Origin of the sequence: Lolliginicoccus lacisalsi (assembly GCF_014841105.1) — a bacterium.
In the GTDB taxonomy this organism is placed as follows: Bacteria; Actinomycetota; Actinomycetes; order Mycobacteriales; family Mycobacteriaceae; genus Lolliginicoccus; species Lolliginicoccus lacisalsi.
Genome location: NZ_JACYWE010000014.1, coordinates 1 through 356, shown reverse-complemented (window position 1 = coordinate 356; position 356 = coordinate 1). Strand labels below are relative to the sequence as shown.

Genomic DNA, 356 nt, shown 5'->3' with positions numbered 1-356 from the left:
GCGCGGGTGCAGCGGGAGCAGAGCGACCTCCTCGACCACCAGTTCCTCGGCCTCACCGATATCCAGCAGGCGGCGGGGCCGGGCGCGGGGTTCGACACCCTCGCGGTCTTCGAGTCCTACCCCGTCGACAAGGCCGGCGATGGCGACACCGACCTCGCCGGGATGCGACTGCTTGGCGCCTCTGGGTCCGATGCCACTCATTACCCATTCACGCTGCTCGCGTTCGCCGAGCCTGACCTCCGGCTCAAGCTCAACTATTTCGCCTCGATCGCCGACGAGCCCGCGGCGCGGGCATTGCTCGACCGTGTCGCGCGTGTCCTTGATGCGTTCGCGGGGGACGCGTCGGTGCGGGTGGG

Annotated in this window: 1 protein-coding gene; it reads left to right on the top strand. The window is 69.7% G+C overall.

The features are described 5' to 3' along the window. On the top strand, positions 1 to 356 hold a 356-nt coding region (locus HT102_RS15540), incomplete at both ends, for a condensation domain-containing protein (protein ID WP_192040369.1).